This window comes from Streptomyces sp. ERV7, from assembly GCF_001653515.1.
GTDB lineage: Bacteria > Actinomycetota > Actinomycetes > Streptomycetales > Streptomycetaceae > Streptomyces.
The window spans coordinates 834898-857390 of the sequence record NZ_LYOY01000029.1; the positions used below are offsets into that span (position 1 = coordinate 834898).

General features: G+C 71.0%; 18 protein-coding genes. 10 read left to right on the forward strand and 8 right to left on the reverse strand.

The genetic code is table 11. The annotated features are described in order from the left end of the window. The first annotated feature begins 359 nt into the window (after nucleotides 1-359). Nucleotides 360-896 (forward strand): GNAT family N-acetyltransferase, encoded by a 537-nt coding sequence (locus tag A8W25_RS10130; protein WP_067158762.1) that lies wholly within the window; start codon nucleotides 360-362, stop codon nucleotides 894-896. Between the two features lie 47 nt (nucleotides 897-943). Here the strand turns inward: A8W25_RS10130 and A8W25_RS10135 are convergent, their stop codons facing one another. After that, nucleotides 944-1531 carry a TetR/AcrR family transcriptional regulator gene (locus A8W25_RS10135; protein WP_067158763.1) on the reverse strand — a complete coding sequence of 196 codons (588 nt, stop codon included), beginning with the start codon at nucleotides 1529-1531 and terminating at the stop codon, nucleotides 944-946. A gap of 77 nt (nucleotides 1532-1608) precedes the next feature. On the opposite strand from A8W25_RS10135, the gene A8W25_RS10140 reads away from it, so the two are divergent. Continuing rightward, nucleotides 1609-2808 carry an FAD-dependent monooxygenase gene (locus A8W25_RS10140; protein WP_067158769.1) on the forward strand — a complete coding sequence of 400 codons (1200 nt, stop codon included), beginning with the start codon at nucleotides 1609-1611 and terminating at the stop codon, nucleotides 2806-2808. Here A8W25_RS10140 and A8W25_RS10145 read toward each other — a convergent pair. Continuing rightward, the gene (locus A8W25_RS10145) at nucleotides 2796-3437 is read right to left on the reverse strand and encodes a DUF6629 family protein (RefSeq protein WP_067158770.1); all 642 of its coding nucleotides are present in this window, start codon (nucleotides 3435-3437) and stop codon (nucleotides 2796-2798) included. The genes A8W25_RS10140 and A8W25_RS10145 overlap by 13 nt on opposite strands. A gap of 203 nt (nucleotides 3438-3640) precedes the next feature. Here A8W25_RS10145 and A8W25_RS10150 point away from each other — a divergent pair, with 203 nt between their 5' ends. Continuing rightward, nucleotides 3641-4066: a DUF3592 domain-containing protein gene (locus tag A8W25_RS10150; protein ID WP_067158771.1), complete on the forward strand. Its 426-nt coding sequence runs from the start codon at nucleotides 3641-3643 to the stop codon at nucleotides 4064-4066. Nucleotides 4067-4165: 99 nt separating this feature from the next. On the opposite strand, the gene A8W25_RS10155 is transcribed toward A8W25_RS10150, so the two are convergent. Next, a complete protein-coding gene (locus A8W25_RS10155) occupies nucleotides 4166-4696 on the reverse strand; it encodes a phospholipase A2 (protein WP_079125935.1) in 531 nt (176 codons plus the stop codon). Nucleotides 4697-5155: 459 nt separating this feature from the next. On the opposite strand from A8W25_RS10155, the gene rph reads away from it, so the two are divergent. Further along, nucleotides 5156-7753 (forward strand): rifamycin-inactivating phosphotransferase, encoded by a 2598-nt coding sequence (gene rph, locus A8W25_RS10160; protein WP_067158773.1) that lies wholly within the window; start codon nucleotides 5156-5158, stop codon nucleotides 7751-7753. Nucleotides 7754-7877: 124 nt separating this feature from the next. On the opposite strand, the gene A8W25_RS10165 is transcribed toward rph, so the two are convergent. Both A8W25_RS10165 and A8W25_RS10170 read right to left on the reverse strand, forming a co-directional pair. Beyond that, nucleotides 7878-8966, reverse strand: coding sequence for a hypothetical protein (locus A8W25_RS10165; protein WP_067158774.1), 1089 nt, complete (start codon nucleotides 8964-8966; stop codon nucleotides 7878-7880). Beyond that, nucleotides 8963-9337, reverse strand: a complete 375-nt coding sequence (locus tag A8W25_RS10170; protein WP_067158775.1) for a PadR family transcriptional regulator — start codon at nucleotides 9335-9337, stop codon at nucleotides 8963-8965. Before A8W25_RS10170 ends, A8W25_RS10165 begins: the two co-directional genes overlap by 4 nt. Nucleotides 9338-9711: 374 nt before the next feature. Between A8W25_RS10170 and A8W25_RS10175 the strand changes: the two genes are divergently transcribed. Continuing rightward, the gene (locus A8W25_RS10175) at nucleotides 9712-11292 is read left to right on the forward strand and encodes an alpha/beta hydrolase (RefSeq protein WP_067158776.1); all 1581 of its coding nucleotides are present in this window, start codon (nucleotides 9712-9714) and stop codon (nucleotides 11290-11292) included. Between the two features lie 66 nt (nucleotides 11293-11358). Here A8W25_RS10175 and A8W25_RS10180 read toward each other — a convergent pair whose 3' ends face one another. Further along, entirely contained in the window at nucleotides 11359-12348 is a 990-nt protein-coding gene (locus A8W25_RS10180) for a phospholipase (protein WP_234386376.1), read from the reverse strand. Between the two features lie 456 nt (nucleotides 12349-12804). Here A8W25_RS10180 and A8W25_RS10185 point away from each other — a divergent pair, with 456 nt between their 5' ends. The 3 genes from A8W25_RS10185 to A8W25_RS10195 all read left to right on the forward strand — a co-directional run bounded on the left by A8W25_RS10185 (nucleotide 12805) and on the right by A8W25_RS10195 (nucleotide 15556). Then, complete coding sequence (locus tag A8W25_RS10185; RefSeq protein ID WP_067158779.1) at nucleotides 12805-14145, forward strand: pectate lyase family protein; 1341 nt, start codon at nucleotides 12805-12807, stop codon at nucleotides 14143-14145. Between the two features lie 164 nt (nucleotides 14146-14309). After that, on the forward strand, nucleotides 14310-14834 hold the full coding sequence (locus A8W25_RS10190; protein WP_067160975.1) for a SigE family RNA polymerase sigma factor: 525 nt from the start codon (nucleotides 14310-14312) through the stop codon (nucleotides 14832-14834). Further along, nucleotides 14834-15556, forward strand: a complete 723-nt coding sequence (locus A8W25_RS10195) for a hypothetical protein (protein ID WP_199831716.1) — start codon at nucleotides 14834-14836, stop codon at nucleotides 15554-15556. Before A8W25_RS10190 ends, A8W25_RS10195 begins: the two co-directional genes overlap by 1 nt. A 70-nt stretch (nucleotides 15557-15626) precedes the next feature. On the opposite strand, the gene A8W25_RS10200 is transcribed toward A8W25_RS10195, so the two are convergent. Both A8W25_RS10200 and A8W25_RS10205 read right to left on the reverse strand, forming a co-directional pair. Next, nucleotides 15627-17678 carry a pectinesterase family protein gene (locus A8W25_RS10200; RefSeq protein ID WP_067158786.1) on the reverse strand — a complete coding sequence of 684 codons (2052 nt, stop codon included), beginning with the start codon at nucleotides 17676-17678 and terminating at the stop codon, nucleotides 15627-15629. Between the two features lie 135 nt (nucleotides 17679-17813). Continuing rightward, entirely contained in the window at nucleotides 17814-20351 is a 2538-nt protein-coding gene (locus A8W25_RS10205; RefSeq protein ID WP_067158793.1) for a beta-L-arabinofuranosidase domain-containing protein, read from the reverse strand. A gap of 242 nt (nucleotides 20352-20593) precedes the next feature. Between A8W25_RS10205 and A8W25_RS10210 the strand changes: the two genes are divergently transcribed. Both A8W25_RS10210 and A8W25_RS33340 read left to right on the forward strand, forming a co-directional pair. Continuing rightward, a complete protein-coding gene (locus tag A8W25_RS10210; RefSeq protein ID WP_067158800.1) occupies nucleotides 20594-20896 on the forward strand; it encodes a putative quinol monooxygenase in 303 nt (100 codons plus the stop codon). Nucleotides 20897-21108: 212 nt separating this feature from the next. Next, nucleotides 21109-22410: a serine/threonine-protein kinase gene (locus A8W25_RS33340; RefSeq protein ID WP_420708430.1), complete on the forward strand. Its 1302-nt coding sequence runs from the start codon at nucleotides 21109-21111 to the stop codon at nucleotides 22408-22410. Nucleotides 22411-22493 lie beyond the last annotated feature (83 nt).

The following is a 22493-nucleotide window of genomic DNA, read 5'->3' on the forward strand; positions in this document are numbered from 1 at the left end:
GCGGCGCTCGCCGCCGCCGCAATCGCGACTCCGAGGCGACGGGTCGGACGAACGTTCATACAGAGTCCTTCCTCACGGGTATCTCCGGGACAACGCCCCACTCTGGCGGTCGCGCCCGGTGCCGTACATCCCCACAATTGGGGGTGCGGCCAGAAACCCCCGATGCCCACAGGAAAAGAGCGAGTGGTCCCCGGCGGGCATCTGTTACCGTCCCTTCGGCGCGGGTGATGCGCGAACACGGACACGGACCAGGGAGGTTGATGAATATGGCTGCCAACGGCCTTTCTCAGCATGCCCTTTTCCGGTCCGCTCGCTGACGCGACGCGGTCCGGGTCGTTCACCATGACCAGGAGACACCCGTGCATTCCGCCACTTCTCAGGGCCCCAGCGAGCTGACCACCGAGCGGCTCGTGCTCCGTAGCTGGACGACGGCCGAGGCCGCGGCCGTCCTCACCGACACCGTCCGTCCGGCCGACTGGGCCGAGGACTTCCCCGCCGACGGCGACCGCGTCATCGCGGCCCTCTTCGACGACAACCCGGCCTGGCTCGGCCTCCATGGCCACCGGCTGATCATCGAACGGGACAGCGGCCTCGTCGTCGGCTCGATCGGCCTGTTCTGGCCGCCCGCCGAGGGAGCCGTCGAGATCGGCTACGGCGTCGTCGCCTCCCGGTGCGGCCGGGGCTACGCCACCGAAGCCACCCGGGCGCTCGCCACGTTCGCCCTCACCGCACCGGGCGTCCACGCCGTGGTCGCCGGAGTGGAACGGTCCAACCCCGCCTCCGTCCGCGTCCTGGAGAAGGCCGGCTTCGAGCGGTACGCCCTCTCCGGCGTCGAGCCCGGCGACGGTGTGGTCCGCTTCGGGCTGACCACCTCCTCCGGCCAAGCGCGGCGGTGATCCGTCGGGCCGGCGGCGTCACACCGCCGCCGGCCCTCCCTCCCCGCTCAGGGATGCTGCGGCGCGGTGTAGGTGTGGATCAGGGCGAGGAGGGTGCGGCGCAGCTGTTCGGGGGTCAGCCGATGCGGGGCTGCCGCGGTCAGCTGGGTGAAGAGCAGGCCGTCCAGGAGAGCCACGAACGCGTTCGCGTGTGCCGCGGGGTCGGGGGCGCCCGCGGTGGCGAGCATGTTCTCGGCCACGGCCCGATGGCGACTTCCCGCGGTGTGCAGGGCGGCCCGTAGCTCGGGGCGGCGGGGCGCTTCCAGGGCCAGCTCGTAGCGGGCGAGCATCCGTTCGCGCCCATCGGTGGTCCAGTGCTCGATGAGGCCCGCGACGGCCTCGGCGATCTGGACGGCGCTCGCGGGCCCGGTGAGGGCGGGGCGCTCGTCGATCTCGGCGATGTCCAGTTCGGCCAGGCGCTCGACAGCGGCTCGCAGGAGCTCTTGGCGCGTACGGAAGTAGTACGAGCATGAGCCCACCGGGACTTCGGCGGTCTGGTCGACCGCGCGGTGGGTCAGTCCGCGCATGCCGGAACGAGCGAGGGTGTGGATCGCCGCGTCGGCCAGCCGTTGCCGCCGGAGCGTGGTCTGAGTCACTGGCTTCCTCTCTCTCGACCTTTGCCTCTACAAGTGTAGAGTAGTAAGCGTCCACTACAGATGTAGAGGGAGTTCTGATGGGCGAGGCAGGACACACCGACGGTGCCGGAGAACGTTCCGCGATGGTGGTCGGAGGCGGGATCGGCGGCCTGGCCGCCGGTATCGCGCTGACCCGGAGCGGCTGGCGGGTGAAGGTGCTGGAGCGCGCCGCCACCTTCGGCGAGGTGGGAGCGGGGCTGTCGCTGTGGCCCAACGGCCTGCGCGCACTGGACGCGCTGGGCGTGGGAGACCAGGTTCGCCGGCAGGCCCTGGTCGAGACCCAGGCGGGCATCAGGGACATGTCCGGCCGCTGGCTGTCGCGGACCGACACTCAAGAGCTGGACAGGCGGTTCGGCCCTGTGGTGATGATCCACCGTGCCCGGCTGTTCGACATCCTGCGTACGGCCCTTCCGGCGGGGACGTTGTGCGCGGACGCCAAGGTCACCAGGGTCGGCCTCGACGGTCAACACGTCGAGGTCGAGCACGGCGAAGAGGTCTCACGGGCCGATCTGCTGGTGGCCGCCGACGGCATTGGCTCCAGCGTTCGGTCCGCGCTGTGGCCGCAAGCGCCGAAACCGCGCTACGCCGGGTACACCACATGGCGTCTCGTCGTCGACACGCAGCAGCGGCTGTCGGTGGGAGGCGAGAGCTGGGGACGCGGCGAGCGCGTGGGGATCGCCCCGCTGGCCGATGACCGTGCCTACCTCTTCTGCGTCGCCAACGCCCCCGAAGGGCAGCGCAACCCCGGCAACGAACTGGCCGAGATACGCCGACGCTTCGGACGCTGGCACGCCCCCATTCCCCAACTGCTGGCGGCCGCCGACGAGGAAGCGGTGCTGCGCCACGACATCTACACGTTGCCGCCGTTGGCCAGTTTCGTCACCGGGCGGGCCGTACTGCTCGGCGACGCCGCGCACGCCATGACCCCGAACCTGGGCCAGGGGGCAAACCAGGCGCTGGAGGACGCGGTCACGCTCGCCGCGCTCCTGGACGCACATTCCGACGTGGAGTCGGCGCTGGCCTCGTACGACCACCACCGACGCCCCCGAACCCAGCTGATCGGCCGTCGCTCCGACCGGATCGGCGTCGCCGCTCAATGGCAGTCGGCACCCGCCACCGCCTTGCGCGACCTGATGGTCCGCCTCACTCCCGGCTCGGCGCTCCTCAACTCGCTGGCCCCGATCCTCGACTGGCAACCGCCCGGCCGCGACGATCCCCTCGCGGATCAGGCCGGCTGAGACCGGCGGGGAGCCGGTGGACGGCGCCCTTTGATCCAGAGGGCCAGGACTACGGAGCACACCGCGGCGAAGGCGCACCAGGTGGAGATGTATTCCTGTCGCCACAGCGCGGCGGTCACCGCGGCGCCGATGCCGACCAGGACGCCGAACAGGACCAGGCCCCGGTCGCCGGACAGAAGCAGCGAGCCGATGGTGGCGAGGAGGTAGCCGGCGACGATCAGCTGTGGCTGTGGCAGCCCCAGGGAGTACCCGACGGTGTGGCCACGGATTTCCGCGGTCACGGTGCGCGTGGCCAGGGCGTGGGCGAGCGCCGCCGCCGTCGCGGCCCCCGCTGCCAGGGGGATGAGCAGGCGACGGCGTGCGTTGGGCGGTGCGGCGCACAGCACGGCCGCCGGTACCCACAACGCGAGCAGCGGGAGCGCGATGACGGCCCAGGCGACCGTGGCGGGCCCGGTGCCGCCGTCGTGGTGCCAGACCGCGGCCTCGATGATCTGGTGGACGCCCAGGAGGAGCGGCAGCGCGGCCAGTGGCAGGTCACGGGGGCGTCGGGCGGCCAGGGTTACCGAGACGACCCCCACGGCCGCGATGCCCGTACCCGCGACGAGGTCGGCGCTCGCGCTCCAGCACATGGCCGCAACACTACGGCCACCCGGGGACGAGGGCGCGCCGACCGCTCCCGGGAGAGCGTCCGCGCCAGGATCGCCCCGCCGCGGGGCACGGCGTTCACGAGGCGTCGGATGTGGTCATCAAGGCAAGCCCCGACAAGCCCTGTACGAGGATTGTCACTGCGCTCGTCTGCAACCGACATCCCGGCTCGGACGTCACGCAACACATGGAACGTGAATGGCTCTTCTGTCTCATCCCGCTGACGATCGGCACGGCCTTCCTCAGCTTCGGCGTGTACGGACTCCGCCGCGCCAAGGCGCTGCGTCGGAGCGGTGTCACCGCCAGGGCCCGGATCGTCCGCCACGACGTCGTGCGGAGCGACGAAGGCGCCAAGTTCTACCACCCGGTCGCGGCCTGGACGACCCGGGACGGGCACACATGCGAGGACTCGTCCAGGTTCGGCCGCTCCAGCGTGGGGAGCGGCTTCAGGGTGGGGGCGCACGTCATGGTCCGTTACGACCCGCAAGCCCCCCACCGGTTCGTCATCGAGGGCTGGGACACGCGAGGTGTCGACCTGCTGTTCACCGCGCTGGGGGCGGTGTTCACCGGCGGCACGGTGACCGTGCTGGCAGTGCGGCTCCTCACTCTGTGACCGCGGTCGGCCATGCGCCGCGGCCCAACGCCGGTGGGGGGCGGGGCGGACATGGGGCGCAATCGTTGAGCGTGCATCGGCCGGAGCCCCGTGGGATGCCTAAGCGCCGTTGAAGGCGGAGCCTCCGTACAGCCGTACGACCTGGTACATCGTCCGTGCGGTGCCAGGGCAGTTCGGGAGCGTCCCCGGCCGGTCGGTGCAGATCCGGAGCATTTCCTCAAGGAGGCGGTCGTCGATGCTCTTGCGCCGGGCTTCGGTGGGGTCCAGGCGCAGGCGCTGTCCGCCGTAGTTGCGGTAGCCGAAGTCGTGGATGACGCAAGCGTCTTGGAACGCGCGCGCCCACGAGCGGGGGGTGGGGGGTGAGCAGCCGTCGGTGTCCCAGTCGAAGGGTTCCTCGCGCTGCCGCGCATAGGCGGGGAACTCGCGGTAGGTCCTCGCCATGAGGAAGTCGGCCCGTTCACGCACCTGATCGGCGCGGCCGGACCGCGTCGCCGAGGATGCGGCCCTCGGTGTGACGGTGGACGCTGCGGCGGGTGCAGCGTCCGGCAACGTGCCGAGCAGGCACGATCCGCACAGGGCGAGCCCGGTGAGGAACCGTGACGCGGTGCGCCGTCGGGTGGGGAGTCTCATGCCGTTCCCATCTGGAGATACGGGTGCGGGAATGACAAGTGGCTACCCCGCGTATCCGAAGAGTAGCCATGGGTAACTGTGGTCGACGCTCGTGCGTCCGTGTCAGGTGGTGTGTCGGCCGACAGAGGCCCCGGTCAGCCCAGACCCCTCTGCCGGAAGCTGCACGGGACCGGATGGAACACCCGGCTGACCGACCGTCACGCGCTCGCTCATCGCCTGCGACGGCAAAAGAAAAGGCAAGGAGAGCACTCTCCTTGCCACTCTCAAGTTATAGCGCGGTGGGGGGCTTGCGGCAAGGCCCCGGTCGTGGCGCAGAATCGTCGGCCGAGGCCACAACCTGCGGAAATGGGAGCACGACGTGCGTGTGTTGTTGTCGACGTATGAGGCAGGTCCGGCGGTGCCGGTGAGGCGATCGACCACCGCGGTGCAATGGAGCACGGCTGCCCAGGAGGTATCGCGATGACGGAGCAGTACGTCTTGGATCTCCAAGAGGTCGACGAGACGCAGGTCGCCGTCGTCGGCGGCAAGGGCGCGCAGTTGGGCGGTCTGTCGGGGATCGAAGGCATCCGCGTACCGGACGGCTTCTGTGTGACGACGGACGCCTTCCGGCGGATCATGACGGAAGCGCCGTCGATCGAGGACCGGCTCGACCGACTGTCGCGCGTGAACCCGGACGACCGGGAGGAGATCCGCAGGCTCAGCGCGCAGATCCGCGGGGCCATCGAGGGGATCGCCATCCCGGGTGATGTCGCGACGGCGATCACCCGCGCGCTCGCGCGTCTCGGCGAGCAGGCCGCGTACGCCGTACGATCCAGCGCGACGGCGGAGGACCTGCCGACGGCCTCCTTCGCCGGCCAGCAGGACACGTACCTGAACGTCATGGGGCCGACGGCGATCCTCCAGCACATCAGCCGGTGCTGGGCCTCGCTGTTCACCGAGCGGGCCGTGATCTACCGTCGGCGGAACGGCATCGACGACCGTACGGTCCGGATGGCCGTGGTCGTCCAGCGGATGGCCTTCCCGCAGGCGGCCGGCATCCTGTTCACGGCCGACCCCGTCACGGGCAACCGGAAGGTCGCCACCGTGGACGCCGGCTTCGGCCTGGGCGAGGCCCTGGTCTCCGGCCTGGTGAACCCGGATGTCTTCAAGGTGCGAGACGGCGAGATCGTGGCCAAGGGGATCGCCGCCAAACAGCGTGCCGTTCACGCCCTGCCGGGCGGCGGTACGCAGGAAGTGGCGGTCGACGCGCGGCGGCAGGAGCAGCCGGCGCTGACGGATGCGCAGGTCGTGCGGCTCGTGCGGCTCGGGCGGCGGATCGAGGCGCACTTCGGCCGCCCGCAGGACATCGAGTGGTGCCTGGTCGATGACGGCTTCCAGATCGTTCAGAGCCGACCGATCACGACGTTGTTCCCCGTGCCCGAGGCCCGCGACGAGGAGAATCACGTCTACGTGTCCGTCGGTCATCAGCAGATGATGACCGACCCCATGAAGCCCCTCGGGTTCTCCATGTGGCAGCTGACGGCCATGGCGCCGATGCACGAGGCGGGCGGGAGGCTGTTCGTCGACGTGACCCGGCGCCTGGCCTCGCCCGCGAGCCGCGCCGCGCTCCTGGACCTCATGGGGAGAGGCGATCCGCTGGTCAGGGACGCGCTGGAGACCGTTCTCGACCGCGACGACTTCGTCCCCTCGATTCCGGACACGGGTCCGGGCGGACCGCCGGCCGGTGGTGCGTCCACCCCGGTCGAGACCGATCCGGCCATCGTCACCAAGCTGATCGAGCGCAGCCGGACGTCCGTCGCCGCTCTGGAGCGCGACATCCGCACGAAGAGGGGACCGGCGCTGTTCGACTTCCTCCTGGAGGCCTTCGAGGAGCACAAGCGGGTCCTGAGCGACCCGCTGAGCATCCAGGTGATCATGGCGGGGATGGAGGCCACGTGGTGGCTCAACGACAAGCTGGGGGAGTGGCTGGGCGAGAAGAACGCGGCTGACACGCTCACCCTGTCCGCTCCCGACAACGTCACGTCGGAGATGGGGCTCGCACTGCTCGACGTCGCGGACGTGATCCGCCCGCAGCCGGAGGTGGTGGCGTTCCTGCGGAACGTCGAGGACGAGGGCTTCCTGGACGAGTTGGCGAAGCTCGCGGGCGGGACCGAAGCGCGTGACGCCATCCAGGCCTACCTCGACCGGTACGGCATGCGCTGCGTCGGCGAGATCGACATCACGAGGCCACGGTGGCGCGAGCGCCCCACCACGCTCGTGCCCGTGATCCTCGACAACGTCAGGAACTTCGAGCCGGGCGCCGCCGAGCGGCGCTTCGAAGAAGGCCGGCAGAAGGCGCGGAAGAAGGAACAGGACGTGCTGACACGCCTGCGGGCCCTGCCGGACGGGGACCGGAAAGCCGCCGAGGCCAAGCGGATGATCGACCGGGTCCGCACCTTCATCGGGTACCGGGAGTATCCCAAGTACGGCATCATCAGCCGCTACTTCGTCTACAAGCAGGCCCTGCTGGCGGAGGCCGAGCGCCTCGTGCGGGCCCATGTGCTCGCCGAGAGGGAGGACGTCTTCTACCTCACCTTCCAGGAGTTCCACGACGTCGCACGCTCGCACCAGGTGGACGGCCGGCTCATCCAGCAGCGCAAGGACGCGTTCCGGTCGTACCGGGCGCTCACACCGCCCCGGGTGCTCACCTCGGATGGCGAGGCCCTCACCGGGGCGTACCGACGTGACGACGTGCCGGTGGGCGCCCTGGTCGGCCTACCGGTCTCCACCGGGACCATCGAGGGCCGGGCCCGCGTCATCCTCGACATGGCGGAGGCCGACCTCGAAGCGGGCGACATCCTGGTCACGCCCTTCACGGACCCCAGCTGGTCGCCGCTGTTCGTGGGAATCGCGGGTCTGGTGACGGAGGTGGGCGGCTTGATGACCCATGGGGCGGTGATCGCCCGGGAGTACGGCCTGCCCGCCGTCGTGGGGGTGGAAGGGGCCACCCGCCTGATCCGGGACGGGCAACGGATCCGCGTGCACGGAAGCGAGGGGTACGTCGAGATCCTGCCGTGAGGGACCACCGCACCCGGGACGCATCGCCTCACCGCGCGCTGAGGCGATGCGTCCCCGGTGCGCCGGTGGTCGCTCCCGGCTTCGTCGCCCGGTGGGTTTCGAGGCCACCGCGCCGGCCCCGGACCTACTCGGAGCGGTCGCGCTCAGCGGTGTCCTTCCGGGCGGCGCGGCGCAGCGTCGAGCGGATGTCGAGGAGGGTCGAGACCCACGCCCAGATCGCCGGTGGCAGCACCACGGCCTTGACCCAGAACCACACCGATCCGGGCTCGGGGTGGGCGAGCAGGTCGTACCCCCACCAGAAGCTGAGCGCGCACATGGCCGCGGCCGGGACCAGCTGGATGCGCGCCGAGCGGCTCGCGCGTCCAGGGTTGTCGGCCAAGCGCAGCGCGTACACCTCGACAGGACCGAACTCCTCGGCCGCGCCGCCGCCGGACGCCCGCAGATGGTCCCGGGCCTCCTCCCGGCAGCGGGCCGCCGCCGCGGCCGGGTAGCCGTGCCGCCCTCTGAGCAGCTTTTCCAGACGCGCCAGCCAGGCGTCGTCACCGACCGGCTCCGCCGCGGCACGCCGCCCGAGGAACCAGCGCGCGGCCCGCTCGTCGGACAGCCGGAACCCCGCGACGGCCAGCAGCGCCCCGACGCCGAACAGCGCGGGTGCGGGCACCTCGACCAACGATCCGGAGGGGACCGCGGTGAACAGGGCGGCGGTTGTCAGTACGAGGGCGCAGACGGCCGCCAGCGTGACGCGCCAGGCCCGCAGGTGCGCGGCGGCCCGTAGTTCGGGCAGCACCCCGGACACCGTCACGGAGAGTGCGGCCAGCAGCGCCCCGCCCGTCAGCTCGGGCCATCCGGCCGTCAGCCAGAATCCGTCGCTCACCCAGAGCACGATGCCGAACAGCACTGCCTGAAAGCCCGCCATCACCAGCCCTGTGGTGAACCGGCCGCCAGGTGCGAACCCGTCCAGGTCGGCGGCGCTGCGCCGCGTCTCGCTGATGCGCTCCGCCGCGACCGTACCGGCGTAGGCGTCCGGCTCGCCGACCACCTCACGGATGGGCCGCCCGGCCTCCGTCGCGATCTCGTGGACCTCGGCCAGTATCTCGTCGGCGAGCCCGGTCGGCGGGTTGTGGTGGTAGGCCAGCGTGAGTTCGAACTCCGCGGCCCACCGCTCGTCGTCCTTGTGCGTCCAGACCGGCCGCTGTTCGGTGCCCCGCGTCATCGATCCTCGCCCCCTTCGTCCTCGGGTGTCGTCCGTGCGGGAGAGCGGCCCCCGGCCAGCGCGCTCACCACGTCGTCCAGGGCTCGCCAGGACCGGTATTCCGCTACGAGCCGGGTGTGGCCGGTGGGGGTGAGGCGGTAGTACTTCCGCCCCGGCCCGCCGTCTCCGGCGCTCCACCGCACTTCGACGGCGCCCTCTTCCTCCAGCCTGCCGAGGGCCGGGTAGAGGGTGGCCGCCTTCAGGCCTCCGAGCCCGGCTTCGCCGAGCCGCTGGATGAGCGCGTAGCCGTAGCTCTCGCCCTCGGTGGCCAGCACGCCGAGCAGACACAACGGCAACGACGCGCGCAGCCACGCGGCTTGGATGTCCGGCATGATCCCTCCCCCGCAACCCCGACTAGTTCGATTATGAGAATAGTCGAAGAAATGGAGGAGTTGTCCAGGGGGGGAGGGGATGGGGAGGGGATGCGGGGAGAGAAGCGCCGATCGGCTGGTTGTCATGCTCAAGGAGCGGGTTCGCCCGTGCAGGTCCGTCTTGGGGAGGACGCGGATTGGCCCTTCGGGCGGATGGGCGCGAGGCGGCTGGGTGCCAGAGTAGGGAGTCCCCGGTGGGGTGGCATCAGGCATCACGGTCACGGTCGCTGTGATCGTCGCGGGACGAGCGGACGGTTGGCCCGGTCGTTTCCCCGTGTACCGCTGCCGCCACGGCGTCCGGGGCACCTGCCTCGCACGAAGATCGGTAACCCGCCATGCCCTCAGCAGTATCCACCGTGATCCGATCCGGCGTCCTGGTCGTCGCCGCCACGGGTGTCGCGCTCTCCCTCACGGGGTGCCACAAGGTCGACATGGCCAAGTCCGCCGTGGAGTCCGGACACCCGCCCCGCACCACCTCCGGCCAGGCGCTGCCCGCCGCGTTGAGCGGTCAGAAGGTGGCGTGGCGGCCGTGTGCGGCGCCGACCGCGGCACAGGGCGGAGGCAGCGCGCCGGGCAGACGGTGGGAGTGCGCCACGGTCAAGGCGCCGCTGGACTACGCAGCGCCGCAGGGCGAGACGCTCAACCTGGCGCTGATCCGCAACAAGGCCGAACAGCGCGGTGGGAGCGCGGCACTCCTGTTCAATACCGGCGCCCCGGGAACCTCCGGGGTGGCCGCGCTGCCGCGGCTCGCCTCCGAGTACAGCCGACTGCACGCCCGCTACGACCTGGTCGGCTTCGACGCGCGCGGCGTGGGGGAGAGCTCGGGGGTGCGCTGTCTGAGCGACGCGGATCTCGACGACCAGGCGGCGATCGACGCCGTTGACGGGCCCGGGCCGGACGCCGGTGGCAACAAGCAGTTCGCGGCGGCCTGCCGGGCGCGCTCGGGCAAGCTCCTGGCCCATATGGACACCGAGAGCGCCGCCCGCGACCTGGACCTCATCCGCCAGGTGCTGGGGCAAAAGAAACTGACCTACTTCGGCACGTCCTACGGAAGCAAGGTCGGCGGCGTGTACGCGCACCTCTTCCCCAAGAACGTGGGCCGCATGGTGCTGGACGCGGCACCCGACCCGGGGCAGGACGCCCTCCAGGCGTCTGTGAGCAGGGCCGAGGGCTTCCAGCTGGCCCTTGAGCACTTCATGCAGGACTGCGCCTCGACCAGGGGTGTGCGCTGCCCGACGGGTACGGGCGTGGCCGAGGGCAACCGCAAGGTCATGGAGCTGCTGCGGAAACTCGACGGCAAGCCCCTGCCCGCCCAGCACGGCCGCACCCTCTCCCGCTACCGGGCGACCGAGGGGATGGCCGCGGCCCTGTACGACAAGGCGACCTGGAAGCAGCTGGCGGCGGGGCTCGACGAGGCGATGCACCACGGGCGGGGCGCGGTGCTGAGTTCACTGGCCGACGGCAGGGGTGACCGCGATGAGCGCGGCCGCTACAGCAACGCCGGTGCCGCCCGGAGAGCCATCACCTGCGCCGACGACAAGCGCCGCTACAACGCCACCGACGTGCGGCGGGCGCTGCCGCGGCTCCGCCAGGCGTCCCCCGCCTTCGGTGAACCCCTGGCCTGGTCGCTGTCCCAGTGCGGCAACTGGCCGGTGCCGGGCAAGGCCGTCACCACCGATGTGGACGCCAAGGGCGCGGCGCCCATCGTGGTACTCGGCAACACCGGTGACCCGGACACCCCTGCGTCGGGAGCGGCGGCGATGGCACGGCGACTGGGCGACAAGGTGGGCGTCCACCTCACCGTGCGCGGCGAGGGCCACGGCGCGTACCACACGGGAAACGCCTGCATCACCGGCGCGGTCGATTCCTATCTCATCCAGGGCACCCGGCCGCGCGATGGCCTGACCTGCACCTGAGGTGGGTGGTCCGCCACGCGGCCGGGCGAGGGCCGGGCCATGACGGACCCGGCCCGGGGGCCTCTCTCAGTGGAAGAGGCGGTCACCGCTGGTGGCCATGCGGTGGGTGGAGCCGTGGCGGTTCACCCAGTCGCGGATGAGGTTGATGGAGTTGGCACACTGCCAGCTGTCGTCGTACTCGCGCACTCCCGTGAAGGCGCCGTAGCCCGCGATGATGCCATCCACGCGCGCATCGCCCAGGAGCTTGTCGACATACCACGGGTCGTTGTACGTGGTCGTCCAGGACAGCGTGGCAGCGAGCCGGCCGGCGGCACGGTCCTGGGCGCCCTTCTTGAGCTCGGCGCACGTGTTGTAGGTGGGTTCCGTGCAGTTGCCGAAGCCCTTGGTGATGTCGCTGTCGCCGTAGTCCATGGCCCGCCGACCGGCAGGAAAACCCGAGCCGGACCGGTTGAACGCTCCTGTGACCTGGTCCCGGGTCCCGGTCGTCGTGATGCCCTCCAGGCCGCCGAGCCTGCCTTCCAGGCTCTTCCAGCCCCGGCCGCCGACGTCCGGTGTGCTGCCGCCGTGGTACTCGTAGAAACCGTAGAGCACCTGGATGCCGGCAGCCGTCAGCCTCTGCGCCTTGTCGCGCAGGCCGGCCACGCTGCACCCGCGGTTCTGGGCTTCGCCGCAGTAGTTGGGGTCCTTGATGTCCAGCCAGACCAGCGACAGTCGGCGCCCCGCGTTGGCGTGGGAGACGATGCGGTCGATCATGCTGTCGAAGCTGGGGCCCCGCCGGTTGTCACCGGCTGACGAACAGTCGTGATAGGCACGCCATTCGTTCGGGTTCCACCAGGCGCAGACGTCGATCTCGATGCCGTTGGCGCCGTGCTTGAGCGCGGCGTCCACGCCGTCCAGGGTGTCGACCCGGTGCGCGATGGCGTAGATCGCCTGACGCTGGTCGGCCGCCGCAGCCCGGGTGGTACCGAGCGTGCCGGCGCCGATGAGCCCGCACAGCGTCGCCACCATGGCGAGCACCATCCGTAGGCGGGTGCCGTGTCGAAGGTGAGTGGTCAAGAAAGGTTCCCCCTTGTGTGGGTGTCGTGCAGCGAGCAGCGGCAGTTGGAGCCGCTTGTCCATGTCGGGACGGAAGGTGCCGTGAGCAGGTCCTCGTCGCCAAGCGTCGGCCGACGGCGCATGCCCCCCTGATCCGGGTGGGCCGCCACGGGCCCACCGCAGACTTCGGCCCGTCCGCCGGTTCGGTCGATGCCGGCGGGTGCGGAGCCTGGACCCTCCGAGCCTGCCGGGTGCCGCGCCCCGGCCGCCAGGGAAACCCGGCACCTAGAGACGTTGGAACACGGAAGAAGGTGTGTTCGGGCAGCCGGTTGTGCCCCGACGGCCGACGCCGTCGATGCGGTGTGACGCAGATCGCACGGCGTTCTTTCCTTCGTCGGCAACTCCGCCGCGTGCGGCGGCAACTGAGGGCCGACAGAGAAGTACTCCGCTCCACCTCCGCACAAGGAACGCCATCCGATGCCTGCTTCCTCGCACCGCCGCCTCCCCGCCCGCCGTCGTATCGCCCTGCTCACCACGGGGCTTGTCACCGCGGCGGGGCTGGGCGCCCTGCCGTTCGCCATGCGCGCCGACGCGGGTGCCGTCGATCTCGCACACGCCGTCCTGGCCGCCCAGGACGGCTGGGCGTCGAGCGGCTCCGGCACCACCGGCGGACAGGCCGCGGACGCGGCGCACGACGTCACCGTCACCACGCGGGCCGAACTGGTCAAGGCGCTCCGCGCGGGCCCCTCCGGCACCCCGAGGATCATCCGGGTGAAAGGCCGCATCGACGCCAACACCGACGACCAGGGCCGCCCGTTGACCTGCGCCGACTACGCCAAGGGCACGGGCTACGCGCTCGCCGCCTACCTCAAGGCGTACGACCCGTCGGTATGGGGACGGTCCAAGGCGCCGTCCGGCGCTCAGGAGTCCGCGCGCGCCGCGGCGCAGGCGAGACAGGCCGCGCGGGTGGGTATCACCGTGCCGTCGAACACCACAGTGATCGGCGTGCCCGGCACCGACGCGGGCATCAACGGGGGCAGTCTGCTGGTCCAGAAGGCGGACAACGTCATCATCCGCAACCTGACCTTCGCCGACACCCGTGACTGCTTCCCCCAGTGGGACCCCAAGGACGGTTCCAAGGGCAATTGGAACTCCGCGTACGACGCCGTCACCCTGCGAGGGGCGACACATGTGTGGGCCGACCACAACACGTTCACCGACAGCCCGCACCTCGACGCCTCGAACCCGCGCTACTTCGGCCGCGAGTACCAGGTCCACGACGGAGCCCTCGACATCACCAAGGCCTCCGACCTGGTCACCGTGTCGCACAACCGCTTCACCGACCACGACAAGACCATGCTCATCGGCAGCAGTGACAAGGACACCAAACTCCGTGTCACGCTGCACCACAACGTCTTCCAGGGCATCGTCCAGCGCGCGCCGCTGGCCCGGGTCGGACAGGTTCACCTCTACAACAACCACTTCGACACCACCGCGCGCGACGGTTACACCCACAGCTACAGCGTGAACGCGCGTGCCGGCGTGCAGATCGTGGCGCAGAACAACTACTGGACGCTCTCCGCCGACCGGAAGGTGTCCCAGCTTCTGTCGGGCGACGGTACGGGCGCGTTCGCCGGCAGCGGGAACATGGTCAACGGCTCGGTCACCGACCTCGTCGCCGCCCACAACGCCGCGAACAGCAAGAAGATCAAGCCTGGCACGGGGTGGAAGCCCGTCCTCGCCGGGGGACTTGAGTCCTCCGCGGCCGGCCTGCCCGCGTCCCTCGCCCGCCGCGCGGGCTCGGGCGTCCTGAGGTGATCCGCGGCCCCGGGGCAGGCCACCGGAGACGAAGCGACCGCCCGTACGACATGGAGAGAGCTGACCGAATGCTTGGTATGCTCACCGGCCCCGTCCCCGACGGCGGGCACGAACACCGGCGCCGGCTCGGGCCGAGCACGGGCACACCCCACGGAGACCGCGGTATGGCCCCTGACGACGCGTCCGCGGAGTTCCACGACTTCTTCGAGCGCCACCACGCCGAACTGGCACGCCTCGCCCGCCTGTTGACCGGTGAGGCGGACACCGCCGACGACCTGGCCGCCGACGCCTTCGTCGCGCTCTGGCACCGGTGGGACCGGGTCCGGGGCGCCGACCACCCGGTGGCCTACGCCCGCGGCGTGGTCACCAACATGGCCCGGGCCCGCATCCGCGCTCTCACCCGCGAACGGCGGCGCATCCACCTCTTCTGGGCGGCGTTGCCGGGCCGTGCGCAGCACCCCGACGTGGATGCCGTCATGGACGTGCGCCGCGCGCTGGCGCGACTGCCGTTCCGTAAACGTGCGTGCGTCGTGCTTCGCCACGCACTGGACCTGTCGGAGAAGGACACCGCCCTCGCCCTCGGCACATCCGTGGGTACGGTGAAGAGCCAGACCTCCAAGGGCATGGCCGAGCTCCAGCGCCTCCTCGGGGCGCAGGCCGCTGAGGAACTGACCGGAACGAGGAACTGATGGAGGACCTGAAGCGTCTGCTCCGGGACGCGGCGGCGGCTCACGAGCCCGACCGGGACGGCATGCTGGCGCGCGTCCGGCACGGCATGTCCGACAGCCCCCGCCCCCGCCGCCATACGGCAGGGCCCCTCTCCTGGCCCCGCGTCACCTTCGCCACCCTCGCCTCGACGGCAGCGCTCGCGGTGGGCGGATACGCGATCGCCATCACCGTCCAGACGGGCGGTCCCGGACGGGAGGTCGCCACGGCCCCGGCAGCGCCGTCACCCCCGTCCACGGCGGACGGTGCGCGCACCCCTTCGACCCCTCCCCACGTACAGGACGGGCCGCTCCGGTCCGAAGGCTCCGTCGACCCCCACGCCAACGCCTACTGGGCCCAGAGCAACATCACCCTCCACGCCGCGGTGCCACTGGACACGCTCACGCTGGAGGTCCGCATCGCCCAGACGGGCGGTGTGGCCTCCACCGGCGCCTGGCGGACCCTGCCCGCGGGCGACTTCACCCTGGCCACCACTGACGAGGGTGGTGCCCTCATCTACCGGTGGACCCTCAAGCCGGGCCGGACCGTCGCCCCGGGACGGCACGTGTTCGCCGTGCAGTACAACCACGCCCCCGGCTCACGGGCCGCGACCGCCGATGCCTACGCCGTGACGGCCACCGCGACGAAGGGGCAGCGGTACACCGTCACCGGAACGTTCCGCGCGGCGCCGGGCGCGGGGGGCTGAGGCGGGCACGGGCCACGCCGGACGGGCCCCCGGGGGCCCCAGCCCCGAGGGCACCGTCGCTCCTGCCGGTCTACGGCGTCCAGTCGCCCAGCCAGGCCGAGACCGTCTGGGATGCGGCCTGGGGGTCGGTCAGATGGGGCCGGTCGGTGCTCTTCGGACCGGCGCCCGGACCGGTGTTCCTGTACTCGGCGAAGCGGTCGTCCTTCCAGGAGAAGCCGCCCATGTCGCTCCAGGGAGTGCGCTTGATCGCGGCGCTGAGGGTGGAGTCGCGGACGGTGGTCTGGGGATCGGCGGTCTTGTCACCGCCCGGATGCCAGTTCCGGCCGAGGCTGAAGGAGGAGGCGCTCACGTCACCGTTGACCGTGGAGCGGTTGATGAGGATGCCGTGGCGGCCCGCCTGGGTGCTCGGGGCGGTGACGTAACCGGCCGAGGTGCCGTTCCAGCGCTTCTTGAGGGTGATGACCGACTGGTCGATGACAGCGGTGGCACGGCCGAAGATGAAGTCGACGTTGCCGACTACGTAGGAGTGGGTGACGTATACGCGGCCCGGCTTGTCCTTCGCCGCGGTTTCCAGTTCCAGGGTGTCCTGGTCGCCGGTGACGATGAGGCCGTCCAGCACGATCCTGTCCGCGGTCGTGAGCAGGGCGACTGCCTGGTGGTCGTTCATGGACTGGTGCGCGGCCTCGTCGAAGTCGTTGGAGACGGTGAGGTTGCGCAGCTGGGAGTCGTCCGAACGGATGGCGACCGTGGCGCTGCCCGGAGTTCCGTACGGGCCCGAACCGTCCGGCTTCTGCGTCCCGGCCGCATTGCCGTACACGATCGTCGTGTCCTTGCGGCTCGCGCCGGAGCCCTGGATGGTGAGGTGCGGCTTGCTCGCCGGAACGTCGACCGTCTCGCGGTACGTACCCGGCTTGACCGAGATGACCACGCGGGAGGGGTTCCCGACGGGCACGGCGTCCACCGCGGCCTGGACCGTCCTGAACTGGCCGGTGCCGTCCTTGGCGACGGTGAGGGTCCTGGCGGCGGCGTTGGTCGCGGCCGCCTTGCCCAGGGAACTCCTCGGGCCCGCTCCGGACTTCACCAGCGCGGGCACGTCGCCGGCGGCGTCCGGGGTGTAGCCGTAGTACTTCTTCGGGTCGAAGGCCGTACCGCCGCCGCTCTCGTTGCGTCCGCTCGTGCCGGAGAAGAGGTTGCCGCGCTGGGTGAGAGCGGCGGTGGCGTCCCTGATCACGGGGTTGTTCATGCCCTGGAAGTAGGAGTTCTCCAGCAGCATCCGCGTGCTGCCGCGTGCGTAGTTGCCGTAGGAGGACTTGATGGAGGTGCCCGGGGCGTCTTCCAGGAAGTTGTTGTAGAGGTGCGCGTGGGCGGCGTTGTCCGTGGACGGGTTGCGCTGCTCGGTCTCGCGGATCCAGTTGTGGTGGATCGTGATGTCGGTGACGACATTCGGTGTCCACCCGATACCGAAGGCCTTGTTGGCGTTGCTGAGCCTGTTCCAGGACACCGTCACGTACGTGCTGTCCTTGCGGACGTCGATCAGTCCGTCGGCGGTGTGCCGCAGGTCGTTGTGGTCGATCCACACATGGTGGGCCCCGTCCATCTGGATGGCGTCGAAGTCGTGCTCCTTGTCGTTCCACACGCCCTGGTACGAGTCCCCGATCGTCAGGTTTCGGATGATCACGTTGTGAACGCCCTGGCCGAGGAAGAAGCCCCCGCCGACGATGCGCCCCAGGGTCCCGGAGCCGATGATCGTCTTGTCCGAAGCGACCTTGATCTCCTTGCCGACGGGGACCATGGTGATCGGGCCCGCGACGACGATGACGTACGGCTCCGGGGCGCCGGCGTATTTCTCAAGGTCGGCGAGCGTGCTGACGGTGACGGTCCTGCCACCCCGGCCGCCGTAGGTACCGTTCTGCCCGAGAGCGTCGACCGAGGCGAACCCGTCGGCGGCGGCGGTCGCCCAGGTCGGAGCCTCCGCCGCCGCGGCCTTCTCCTCTTCGCCCGGCCCCAGTCCGAACACGGACCCGTACGCCAGGACTCCGGAAGCGGCCAGCGCCAGCGGCACGCCGATGGCCAGGGCCGTGTGCGGTCTGCGATGACGGGCCGTGCGGCGGTTCGCACTCATAGGGAGTTTCCGTTCCATGAAGAGAAGAAGGGACGATTCGGTGTCAGGTTGCCGCCGGGGCTCGAAAGGGTTGCCGTGCTCGGCGAGAAACGAGAAACGGTTGTCAGCGGCGCGTGCGGCGGCTCTCCCGGCCGGCTAGATGCCCGCGGGCCGGGCCAGCCCCGCGACCTCGGCCGCGGTCAGCGTCCTGCCGTAGACCCGGAAGTCGTCCAGCGCCCCGCGCAGGTACGGATCGGGGTACTGGGACCTGCCGAGGTACGCGGAGCGGATGCGGTTGCCGAAGTAGCGCGGTTCCACGGTGATGCCCGTGTTGCGCCCCGCCTCCCGGCCGTCCACGTACAGCGTGGCGGTGCCCCTGCCGTAGGTCACGGCCACGTGGACCCAGCGGTCCGTGGGCAGCGCGGCAGCGTCGATGCGCTGCTCCGCTCCGCCCCCGCCCGCGGTGATGGCGTACCGGAGGGTACCGGTGTCACTGCGCGGGGTCAGGAACATGTTGGCGGTCACGCCGGTGCCGATGTCGAAGATCCGGCTCCAGACGGCAGGCTGACCGGCCAGGTTGACCCAGGTGGCCACCGAGTAGGCGGAGGCGCCCGCCAGCAGGTCGTCGGCGAGGACGACGTGAGCGTCGGTGCCGTTCAGGGCCACGGCGCCGCCGTCGCGTCCCTGCGGCGACCACGTGGCCCCTCCGGCCAGCCGGGCGTTCTTGCCGTTGCCGGTCGCGTCGGCGCCCGTCGTGCCGGATGTCTCGTCGAAGCGGTGCCAGGCGGCGAACTGCGGGGGCGGGGAAGGCGGTTGGCCGGTCAGCCAGTAGACGCTGTAGTGCTGGTGGTGGACACGGGCGACGGGGAGCAGGGTGACCGGTTCGCCGTCGGCGCTCGCTGTGAAGGTCAGCGGATCGGTTGCCGTCTGCCGGACCGAGGCGGTGTCCAGGCGGGGCAGCCATGGCTCGGCCCGGTTCCCGTACGCCCCGGCCAGCACGACCGGCCCGTGCAGGATGGCCTTGACGTCGGGGTCGTCGGGGGTCGCCTCGACGGTGGTCCGCATGGGCAGGGTGACTTCGACCCGGTCGTTCGTACGCCACGCGCGGTCGAGCACCAGGCGGCTGCCGGCCTCTGGGCGGTCGGGCAGCGTACGGCCGTTGAGCTTGACGCGGGCACCCGTGCACCAGGTGGGGATGCGGACGAGGAGTTGATGCCGGGCACTTCCGGCGGTGACCGTGAGCAGCGTCGCGGACTGGTCGGGCAGGCGGGTCGTCTGCCGCCAAGTGATGCCCTTCTCCTTCCAGATGACCTCGGACGCGATGAACAGGTTGACCAGCAGTCGCTGGTCGTCGTGTGTGTAGACGGTGTCGGCGAGCTTGGCGTGCGTCTCCATTCCGGTGCCGTGGTCGCAGGAGAAATTGTCGTAGTCGGTGGAGTACGCGTTCGGGTCCGGGCCCATGAAGGACGGCTGTTGTTTGAAGGAGCCGGGGGCGAGACCGGTGTAGTAGATGTTGAAGCCGTGGGCGGAGTCGGGGTCCTGCTCGCCGAGCATCTGGTTGAGCAGGGTGCGTTCGTAGTAGTCGAGCAGGTCGGTGCGGTCCGGCGCGTGGAAGTGCAGCAGCCGGGTGAGCTTGAGCATGTTGTAGCTGTTGCAGTTCTCGCAGGTCACGTCGGACAACTGGCCCGCGATCACGTCCGGTTCGTGGAACGCCTCGCCGTTGCTGTTGCCGCCGATGACGTAGGTGTGGTGGCCGGTGACGATCCGCCAGAAGTTCTCTCCGATCGCGCGGTAGCGGTCGGCGAGCCCCTCCTCCCACAGTCGCATCGCGCCGATCATCTTGGGGATCTGCGTGTTGGCGTGCAGTCCGGCGAGCCGGTCCTCGTTCCTGGCCAGCGGGTCGAAGACGCGGGTGTGCGTGAAGCGCTCGGCGACGGCGAGCCACTTCGCGTCGCCGGTGAGCGCGTGCAGATCGGCGAACACCTCGTTCATACCGCCGAACTCCGTGTCCAGAACCCGCTGCATCTGCTCGTGCGACAGCTTCGCCGTCCGCCGGTCCACCCAGTCGCCCTTGCGGACCACCAGGTCGAGGGCCTGACGGTTGCCCGCCAGCCGGTACTGGTCGATCAGCCCGGCCATGACCTTGTGCAGGGTGTAGTACGGCGCCCACACCCCCGTACCGGCCTCCAGGCGGTCGAAGAAGCTCTCGGGGAACGCGGACAGATAGCCCTGTCCGAATCCGGCCGGCACGGACGCGGCCTGGCAGTCGGCGAGTGCGGCGACCAACCGGCGCCCTTTGTCGCGCAGGGCCGTGTCGCCCGTGCTCGCATGGGCCAGGGCGAGAGCGGAGAGAAGGTGCCCGGTGGAATGACCACGCAGTTCGCTGTCCGGCCCCTCCCACCCGCCGCAGGGCTGGGCACTGCCGGCCAGACCGACGTTGCGGCGGAAGGTGTGCAGCAGCCGGTCGATGTCGACGAAGCGCAGATAGGAGGTGTTCCGCTGCTGGTTGTCCCGGAAGGGGCCGGCCAGCAGGGTCACCGCCGCCAAGGGGAAGGGCTGGACGGGCGTGGCCGCCTGCGCCGCCCCGGGGAGCGGCGCCGCGTGGGCCGTCGGGCCGTCGATGGCGGCCAGGGCGGCCGCCGTGGCCGCACCGGCCGCGGCCAGGAACGGTCGTCTGCCAAGGGATGAGGCCATGAAATCCTCCGCATGCCGAGGGTGTGAGGCGGGATCCCGTTCTCTGTCTCACCGGATCGTTCGATATATCGAACGTGGTGCGACATCTCGTGCACTGCTCTACGGTAGAGGTCTGGCCGATGGTGTCAATGGGGCTGTTCCAGCCGGGAGTTGACCGCATCCCGGGATCAGGCCCGGCCCGGCCCGTCCTCCTGGTGAGACGCCCCCGCCCCGCGGACGACGCGCCGCGTAGGGTCCCCCGCATGTCGCAGCCGATCCAGCTCATCATCCACATCGCCACCCTGCCCGGCCGGGGCGGCGAGCAGGCCACGGCCTTCGAGCACCTCGCGCCCCTGGTGCGGGCGGAGGAGGGATGCCTCCAGTACGACCTCCACCAGGTCGCGGACGACCCCGACCGCTTCGTCCTGATCGAACGGTGGGCCTCGCCCGAAGCCCTCGCCGCCCATGACGTCAGCCCGCACATGATCGCCGCCGACGCGGCGAACACCGCCTTCCGTGCGAAGCCGGCCGAGGTCTTCCGCCTCGTCGCGGAACCCATAGCCTGACCGCCGAGCGGCTCGCCCTCGCGGCTGCTGACGCACGACCGGCGGGCCATGGTGGCGCCGGACGCTCGGCGGACCATGAGCCGTCGCGTCGCACCCCCCCATGGCGAGATCGTGACATTCCGTCGCTAGGGTGACGAGAGGTGCGGCGGGGGCCACAGGTGCGTGTGGGGCGAGAAGACGCGGAGCACGGGGGACGGAGTGAGGAGTACGAAGTGTGGGACGGGGCGCGACCCGACCAGGCCGGGCGGCTGATCGCGGGGCGCTATCGGCTCGTCGAGCAGATCGGCCGCGGCGGTATGGGCACGGTGTGGAGGGCCGAGGACGAGCTGCTCGGTCGCCACGTCGCGCTCAAGAAGCTGCACCTCGCGCCGCATCTGGGCGACGACGAGCGCGCCACGCTCCACGAGCGCACCCGGCGCGAGGCGCGCAGCGCCGCCCGGATCACGCACCCGAACGTCGTGGTCGTGCACGACGTGGTGGAGGACGAGGGGCTGCCGTGCATCGTCATGGAGTACGTGCCGTCCCGGACGCTCGCTGACGTACTGAAGAAGGACGGTCCGCTGGATCCCGGCGAAGCCGCCAGGATCGGCCGGAGCATGATCGCCGCGCTGCGGGCCGCGCACGCCGCCGGGGTCCTGCACCGTGACGTCAAGCCCGGCAACGTGCTGCTGGGGGAGAGCGGCCGGGTGGTCCTGACGGACTTCGGCATCGCCGTCGCGTCCGGCACGTCCACGCTCACCCGCACCGGCGAGCTGGTCGGCTCGATCGACTACTGCGCCCCCGAGCGGGTCAAGGGCGGGGATCCGGGTCCCGCCTGCGACCTGTGGGCGCTGGGCGCCACGCTCTACCAGGCGGTGGAGGGGCGCCCGCCGTTCCGCCGGGCCACCCCCATCGAGACGGCGTACGCGATCGCCGTCGACCCGCTCGAACCGACACACCGGGGCGGGCCGCTGGCCCCGCTGATCGAGGAGCTGCTGGCCAAGGAGCCGGAGGACCGGCCCACGGCGGAGGCGGTGGAATCGCGGCTGCGGGAGCAGGAGCTCGCGCCGACCGCGCCCTCAGCCACTGTGGACCCTGTCGACAGCGGTCGCCGCGCCGAGCAGCGACGGGGGCAGGCCGACCGGGCGACCCGCCGTCATGGCGCGGAGGGGCGGCCGGGGGGCGCCGCCGAGCCCCGGGACCGGCGTAGTACCGGCGCGACTGCCGTCCTGGCCCCCGAGGGCGCGGGCACTCTGCCCGCCCCTCGCCGCGCGCGGCGCCGGACCGCCGTCTGGGTGGCCCTCGCCGCCGTCCTTGCCGCCGCGGCGCTCGGCGGTACGTACATGGCGCTGCACGAGAGGGGCCCCACAGGCGAGGCAGCCCCCGGCGTAACGCCCTCCGGGACGCCCAGGTCCGCACCCGCCGTGCCGGCGGGCTACCACCTCCCCGAGGGGAAGGGCTTCGGGGGGCCTTCCCGGTCCCCGATTCGTCTGCGGCCGGGTGGGGGCTGGTCGCGCAGTTCCCCGCGCCCTTAAAGGCAAAAGGCCTGGCCCGGAACCGTTACGCGCGGCGCATACAAAGGCTGAGCCCCGTACTGCCTGTTCGGCAGCACGGGGCT

Bases quoted from the DNA above. Each gene is read 5' to 3' on its own strand.
- A8W25_RS10185 (WP_067158779.1), top strand. From the start codon at position 12,805: ATGCCTGCTTCCTCGCACCGCCGCCTCCCCGCCCGCCGTCGTATCGCC.
- A8W25_RS10195 (WP_199831716.1), top strand. From the start codon at position 14,834: ATGGAGGACCTGAAGCGTCTGCTCCGGGACGCGGCGGCGGCTCACGAG.
- A8W25_RS10165 (WP_067158774.1), bottom strand. From the start codon at position 8,966: ATGACGCGGGGCACCGAACAGCGGCCGGTCTGGACGCACAAGGACGAC.
- A8W25_RS10140 (WP_067158769.1), top strand. From the start codon at position 1,609: ATGGGCGAGGCAGGACACACCGACGGTGCCGGAGAACGTTCCGCGATG.
- A8W25_RS10170 (WP_067158775.1), bottom strand. From the start codon at position 9,337: ATGCCGGACATCCAAGCCGCGTGGCTGCGCGCGTCGTTGCCGTTGTGT.
- A8W25_RS10150 (WP_067158771.1), top strand. From the start codon at position 3,641: ATGGAACGTGAATGGCTCTTCTGTCTCATCCCGCTGACGATCGGCACG.
- A8W25_RS10205 (WP_067158793.1), bottom strand. From the start codon at position 20,351: ATGGCCTCATCCCTTGGCAGACGACCGTTCCTGGCCGCGGCCGGTGCG.
- A8W25_RS10200 (WP_067158786.1), bottom strand. From the start codon at position 17,678: ATGAGTGCGAACCGCCGCACGGCCCGTCATCGCAGACCGCACACGGCC.
- A8W25_RS10175 (WP_067158776.1), top strand. From the start codon at position 9,712: ATGCCCTCAGCAGTATCCACCGTGATCCGATCCGGCGTCCTGGTCGTC.
- A8W25_RS10155 (WP_079125935.1), bottom strand. From the start codon at position 4,696: ATGAGACTCCCCACCCGACGGCGCACCGCGTCACGGTTCCTCACCGGG.
- A8W25_RS10210 (WP_067158800.1), top strand. From the start codon at position 20,594: ATGTCGCAGCCGATCCAGCTCATCATCCACATCGCCACCCTGCCCGGC.
- A8W25_RS10190 (WP_067160975.1), top strand. From the start codon at position 14,310: ATGGCCCCTGACGACGCGTCCGCGGAGTTCCACGACTTCTTCGAGCGC.
- rph (WP_067158773.1), top strand. From the start codon at position 5,156: ATGACGGAGCAGTACGTCTTGGATCTCCAAGAGGTCGACGAGACGCAG.
- A8W25_RS10145 (WP_067158770.1), bottom strand. From the start codon at position 3,437: ATGTGCTGGAGCGCGAGCGCCGACCTCGTCGCGGGTACGGGCATCGCG.